The following is a 5,697-nucleotide window of genomic DNA, read 5'->3' as shown; positions in this document are numbered from 1 at the left end:
AAAGAAGTTATTTCAATAACATAAAATCTGTTGTTATCGAAACATTTCTCTAAATAGTTGGAGGTCACCGCCTTCGCGGTGATGACGGTGGGAAGTTTCAAATAACGTGTTGGATGTATCGGCTATGACCGCGATTGGATGTTTTTTGCCAGTCAACTAAAGAAGTATTTTGCTCATTAAACGTCGAATTGTAGCCTTTAAAAGAACCGACGGCTCTCTTGGGCTTTGCAGTAACACTGCCGATAAAATACTTTTCGAAAGGCTGAGCGTAATCTACCATCTTTTTCCCAAAAAAGTTGTATGCACAAGACCCTCCTCAAACGACCAACTCAAGCTAAAAATGCAAATACTCGAAATTTGTTGTTTCAACGAGGTAAAAAATAAATTATGTACGCAAATGATCGAAGTATAAGGTAGAGTGTGTTTTTGAGTACACAAAACTATTGTTATTTCAGATGAATAAATGAAAAATTATATGCTAAAAAACAGACTCCTTCTTTTGATGACATGAGTATAGAGCATGTTTCTGTTAGAGAAGCGCGAGAAAATTTTGCTCCTTTGTTGACGAGCGTTGCGACGGCGTGCAGCACAAGGCGATAGGTGTTTAGCCAATTGATACTCACTAAACAACTTAAACCAGCTGACTCACTTTTTTACGTTTTTTGCAGAAGACTCAGTGAGTAAGGCAATGACGTCTGTCGATGAGCTAATAATATGCTCGCGTAACAATTCACAGGCCTTGTCGATTTCACCCTTTTTACATTGTTCTAATATTAACGAATGTGTACCGTCGGCTTTATTCACACCGCCTGCCAAAGCAAGATGCATTCTTATATAACGGTCAGATTTTAAATACAGGTTTTGCACTACATCTAATGTAAGCGGTCTATTCGCGGCGCCATAAAGGCTTAAGTGAAATTCGGTATTTAAATCACTCCAAGAACTCTTTGTCTCCTCCTTATCATAAGCTTCAGCCATTTTCTCTAACAAAGCCTGACTATTTTCAATGTCAGCCGTGGTTAAATTTGGGATGGCTAAACGCAGCAGTTCAGTCTCTAATAGTGCTCTAAGCTGAAATAACTCGTTCATTTGCTCTGTTGATAATTTGGTTGCAGTGGCACCTTTGTGTGCTTCAAACTCTACTAAGCCTTCAGCTTCGAGTTGCAGTAAAGCTTCTCGCACAGGAATTCTGCTGACATTTAGTGCATCAGCTAAGGCGCTTTGACGCAAAGGTTCACCGGCTTTTATTTCGCCAGTTAAAATCTTTTCGCGGATTGCCTCGACGACAATTTGGGTTCGGGTTTTATATTCAGTACTCATATGATTTATGATAACTCGCAGTGAGAACTATGTATACCTAACAATGTTTATTGTATACAATATGCAAAAAAAGATCCGTTTGGAATATTCAAATGATTTTACGAGAAAATCCTTACTTTTGGGCGTCTTTGGCAGTCCTACTTTGGTCAACCGTAGCGACGGCATTTAAGATTGCCTTAGACTACCTAAGTCCAATGGAATTAGTGGTTTACGCTACCACATGCTCGGCTATAGCCTTGGTGATCACGTGTTTTGTACAAAACAAAGCGTCACAATGCCCAAAGGAATTCATCAAGCGACCAGTATACTATCTCTTGTCAGCTTTACTAAACCCCATAAGTTACTATTTTGTCTTATTTGGCGCTTATAGTTTACTGCCTGGTTCTCAAGCTCAACCGATAAATTATACTTGGGCAATATCTTTAACTATTTTGTCGGCAATATTTCTAAAGCGCCCGATCCGCAAAAGAGATGGCTTTGGCTGCTTTCTTGGCTATGCTGGCGTTTTTATTATCGCGACACAAGGCAATATTACGTCATTCCAGTTTGATAGCTCCTTGGGGGTCTTTCTGGCATTGCTTTCAACATTTTTGTGGTCAGCATACTGGATATTGAATGCGCGAGTTGGGGCAGACGCAACTGTGTCACTAACCATCAGTTTTTGTATTGCGTCGATCTTACTATGGGTGTTCTTAGGGCACGCTATTGATGTCAGTAAATTGACCTCCATTTCCGCTTCCGCCGTTGTTTATATTGGTCTATTTGAAATGGGCATAACCTTCCTATTTTGGTCCAAGGCGATGAAACTCACCACCAATACATCGGTAATTGCTAATCTTATTTTTTTGTCGCCCTTTATATCATTAACTTTATTGTATTTCGTGCGAGACGAGATAATCTACCCATCAACGATTATCGGTCTTGTCATAATCATTATCGCCTTGCTAATTCAGCAGGTATCTTTTAAAAACAGGAGTATTACATGACTCATGGTGTCGGTGGTGCAAGTGAAGAACAAGCGCTTAGTACCCTAGAAAATATGGCAGGGCAGGTTGGCCCAATTGAGCTAGAGGAATATCAACAACGTGTTGGAAAAGCACAGAGTTTGATGCGACAGAAAGGGATTGATGCCCTTTATTTAAATGCTGGAACCAATCTTGAATATTTCACTGGCTTGCGCTGGTATGCCAGTGAAAGACTAGTTGGTGCAATCGTATTTAAAGAAGGGCCTATTACTCTGATAGCACCGGCATTTGAGCAAGGTTCACTTGAGCAAGCCATGATTCTCAGCTTAGAGACATTGCTATGGGAGGAGCATGAATCGCCGACCGAAAAAATGCTCGAATTTTTAGCTGCGAGAGTAGGGGAAAATTGCAAACTCGCGATTGATGAATCGACTGCTTACGCACTTGTCTCGAAGCTAGATAATAATAAACAGGGTATATCTTTGTGCGATGGTGCAGTTATTAGTGCTGAATGTCGTATGCATAAATCTGCGAGCGAACTAAAGATCATCCAGACAGCAATGGACATGACACTAAAGGTTCACCAAGCTACTGCATCCATGTTGCGTGAAGGGATGACAACCGCGCAAGTGAGAGCTTTCATTGATCAAGCACATAAAAAGCTTGGCGCGCCAGGCTCGTCATTTTGTATTGTATTGTTTGGTCAAGCAACAGCCTATCCTCATGGTGTTAACTTCGAACAAACATTACAGAAGAACGATTGGGTTTTAATCGATACGGGTTGCAAACTGTTTGGTTACAACTCTGATATTACTCGAACATACGCTTATGGCGCACCGACCGAAGCGCAAAGAGAGTTCTGGGAATACGAAAGACGCCTGCAAGAAGTGGCCTTCAATGCCGCGCAACTGAATAATACCTGTGCTTCTGTTGATGATGTGGTTCGTGATGAACTGAAACAATTAAACCTTCAAGCTGATTACAAATTGCCTGGTGTTCCACATCGCACAGGGCATGGCATTGGCATGGATATCCATGAATGGCCATATTTGGTTGGTGGTGATGAAACAGCTTTGGCGCCGGGAATGTGCTTCAGTAATGAACCAATGGTGATCAATCCAGAACAGTTTGGCGTTCGACTTGAAGATCACTTTTACATGACCGAAAGCGGCGCTAGGTGGTTTACAGAGCCCTCTCGCAATTTAGACGACCCGTTTAATTTACTATCTGATGGTGGCAACTGACAGCGGAAATAAAAAAAACTGCCACCTAAGCGATGCTTAGTGGCGGTATGTTGATTATTGAGCAGGGAGAAAAGATTGCTTTGGTTTGCTCAATAATCATTATTTTTCAAGCTTAGAAACTATAGTTCAAACCCGCATAATAGGCTCGGCCTAGTAAGGAGTAATTTAGACTTCCCCAGTTTGTAAACGGGTTATCTAACCAAGTTTCGTCCGTCACATTATTCACACCAATATATATACTCGCCTCTGGCGTTACGTCATAACCAAGCCATAGGTTGTGTACAATCGAGTCTTCGATATTTTGGTTTTCATAGCGATCGGGGTTTAGGTCTTGGTAACGAGGACCGCCCTGAGTGAACTTGGTCGTCCAACGTATGCTTAAATCATCGAGTGAATAAGTGGCCATGATGTCAGCTTTCCACTCTGGTGATCCTAGCGTGCCCGCAGCCTCATACTTCAGTGGCTTACCTTCAACAAAATCGTACTCAGTGTATGATTTCTCTAGTTGGTGAGTTAGCCCCATTGCTAGCGCGAGTGTTCCAGATAAATCAAACGACTTTGCCATATCAATAGCATAGTCAGCTTCAATATCTATCCCTCTACGTCGCGAGTTATCGGCATTTAAGAAGGTGTCTTTTACAGACAGCACATCGCCGTTGCTAGCACGTTCAATCTGACCACAATACTCGTTATTAATTGTTTCTAAATCAACACAGTTGCTTAGTACACTGCTCGCACCAAAGCTGACGATGAGATCAGTCAAATCAATATCGTAGTAATCGATAGAAACGCGCAAATTATCAACAAAGCTAGGTTGGAAAACAAAACCTGCAGTAAATGTCGTTGCCGTTTCTTCATTCAGTTCAGTATTACCCGAGCTAATGATTTTACCGCGCTTACCTTTTAAGTTTGAATCCCAATCATCAGCAATGCCAAGCGCTTGGCAGTTAGCTTTTCTGCGCCCGTCGGAAGGACCGCCATCAATTTGGTCTCTATCACAGGGATCGGTTAAGTCGCCATAACCAATAGACGTGCCGGCAAACATTTCACCTAGTTGCGGTGCTCTAACAGCTCGTGAATATGTGGTTCTAAAGCGTAAGTCATCATTAATGGCCCAGTTCACGCCCAGTTTAGAACTAGTGAAGCTGGCAGATTCGGTTGAATATTTAGCGTAACGAAGTGCGCCTTCAATCTCTAAGCTTTTCGCGAAGGGGGAATCACTTAAAACAGGAATCAAAAATTCACCGTAGACTTCCTTGATATTACGGCTAACATCATCTATTCCGGTTTTTTGTGAAGATAATTTACCCGATGACCATAGCTCAGACGGTTGATAGTCTAAACTCTCATAACGCAACTCTACACCTGCGCTTAGTTGTAATGTTCCTGCTGGCAACTCAAATGCATCACCTGAAACGTTCGCTGCGAAGCCATGACCGGTTACATCAGTCACAGTTTCATGACTAGCCATTACATAATCAATAACCTCTTGCGAAGCCGGTTCAAAGGGACTAAAGCTTGGGCAGTTACCTTGATCTTGGCACGGGCCAATTAGCGTAAAATTACCACTATTAAAGCGATCATTACGCAGTGCGTTGTCACTATTTAGTTTTGCTTTTGTGAACCCAGTGGTGACGTACATATCCCAAACCCAATTATCAGTTAAATCACCTTCGAGGGTCAAACTGCTTGAGAAGTACTCGCGTTTATTCTTATGACCACGGCCACCCGCTTCGTCAAAGGTATAAGGCAATAGTAGCCAATTGTCTCCGTAGGCATTTAGAGTGTCTTGCACTGAGTCCGGCACGGTGATGCCATCAGCTGTTAATGTGTCAACGGTAGTCCACGTATCCCAGACGAATGGGGGGTCAATTTCATCTTTGGATTTGGTTTTTGAGTACATGACGTCCACGGCCATTGTGATCTCATCAAACATGTAACCAAGTCTAGCGTAAGCATTTGTACGATCATAGGGGTTACGTGCCATTCCCCAATAGAGTGGATCAAAGCCACTACCATCGGTTGCTGAGTATAAGACGGATTAACGATATATACTACTCCTTGTGACAGCTGTCTTTTTGACTAGATTGGTTTGTTGAAATGTCGAATTGTGTAAGTGTTGTATGGCGTGTTAGTTTCCAACTTCATGGGTAGATAGGGCCTTGGTA

Annotated in this window: 5 protein-coding genes; 2 read left to right on the top strand and 3 right to left on the bottom strand. The window is 42.3% G+C overall.

Going from position 1 to position 5,697, the window contains the following annotated elements:
• Nucleotides 1–97 precede the first annotated feature (97 nt).
• The gene (locus ACKLNX_RS00220; RefSeq protein WP_412970793.1) at nt 98–280 is read right to left on the bottom strand and encodes a hypothetical protein; all 183 of its coding nucleotides are present in this window, start codon (nt 278–280) and stop codon (nt 98–100) included.
• Nucleotides 281–645: 365 nt separating this feature from the next.
• Nucleotides 646–1,320 carry a GntR family transcriptional regulator gene (locus ACKLNX_RS00215; protein WP_412970792.1) on the bottom strand — a complete coding sequence of 225 codons (675 nt, stop codon included), beginning with the start codon at nt 1,318–1,320 and terminating at the stop codon, nt 646–648.
• A 92-nt stretch (nt 1,321–1,412) separates the two neighbouring features.
• Between ACKLNX_RS00215 and ACKLNX_RS00210 the strand changes: the two genes are divergently transcribed.
• Both ACKLNX_RS00210 and ACKLNX_RS00205 read left to right on the top strand, forming a co-directional pair.
• Nucleotides 1,413–2,306, top strand: a complete 894-nt coding sequence (locus ACKLNX_RS00210) for a DMT family transporter (protein ID WP_412970791.1) — start codon at nt 1,413–1,415, stop codon at nt 2,304–2,306.
• Nucleotides 2,303–3,529: a M24 family metallopeptidase gene (locus tag ACKLNX_RS00205; protein ID WP_412970790.1), complete on the top strand. Its 1,227-nt coding sequence runs from the start codon at nt 2,303–2,305 to the stop codon at nt 3,527–3,529. The genes ACKLNX_RS00210 and ACKLNX_RS00205 overlap by 4 nt, the downstream gene beginning before the upstream one ends.
• A gap of 112 nt (nt 3,530–3,641) precedes the next feature.
• Here the strand turns inward: ACKLNX_RS00205 and ACKLNX_RS00200 are convergent, their stop codons facing one another.
• Nucleotides 3,642–5,516, bottom strand: a complete 1,875-nt coding sequence (locus ACKLNX_RS00200; protein WP_412970789.1) for a TonB-dependent receptor domain-containing protein — start codon at nt 5,514–5,516, stop codon at nt 3,642–3,644.
• Between the last annotated feature and the right edge of the window lie 181 nt (nt 5,517–5,697).

Source organism: Glaciecola sp. MF2-115, assembly GCF_047250385.1.
Classification (GTDB): Bacteria; Pseudomonadota; Gammaproteobacteria; order Enterobacterales; family Alteromonadaceae; genus Glaciecola.
The sequence above is the reverse complement of the archived record's forward strand: the minus strand, read 5'-3'. Positions and strand labels throughout refer to the sequence as shown.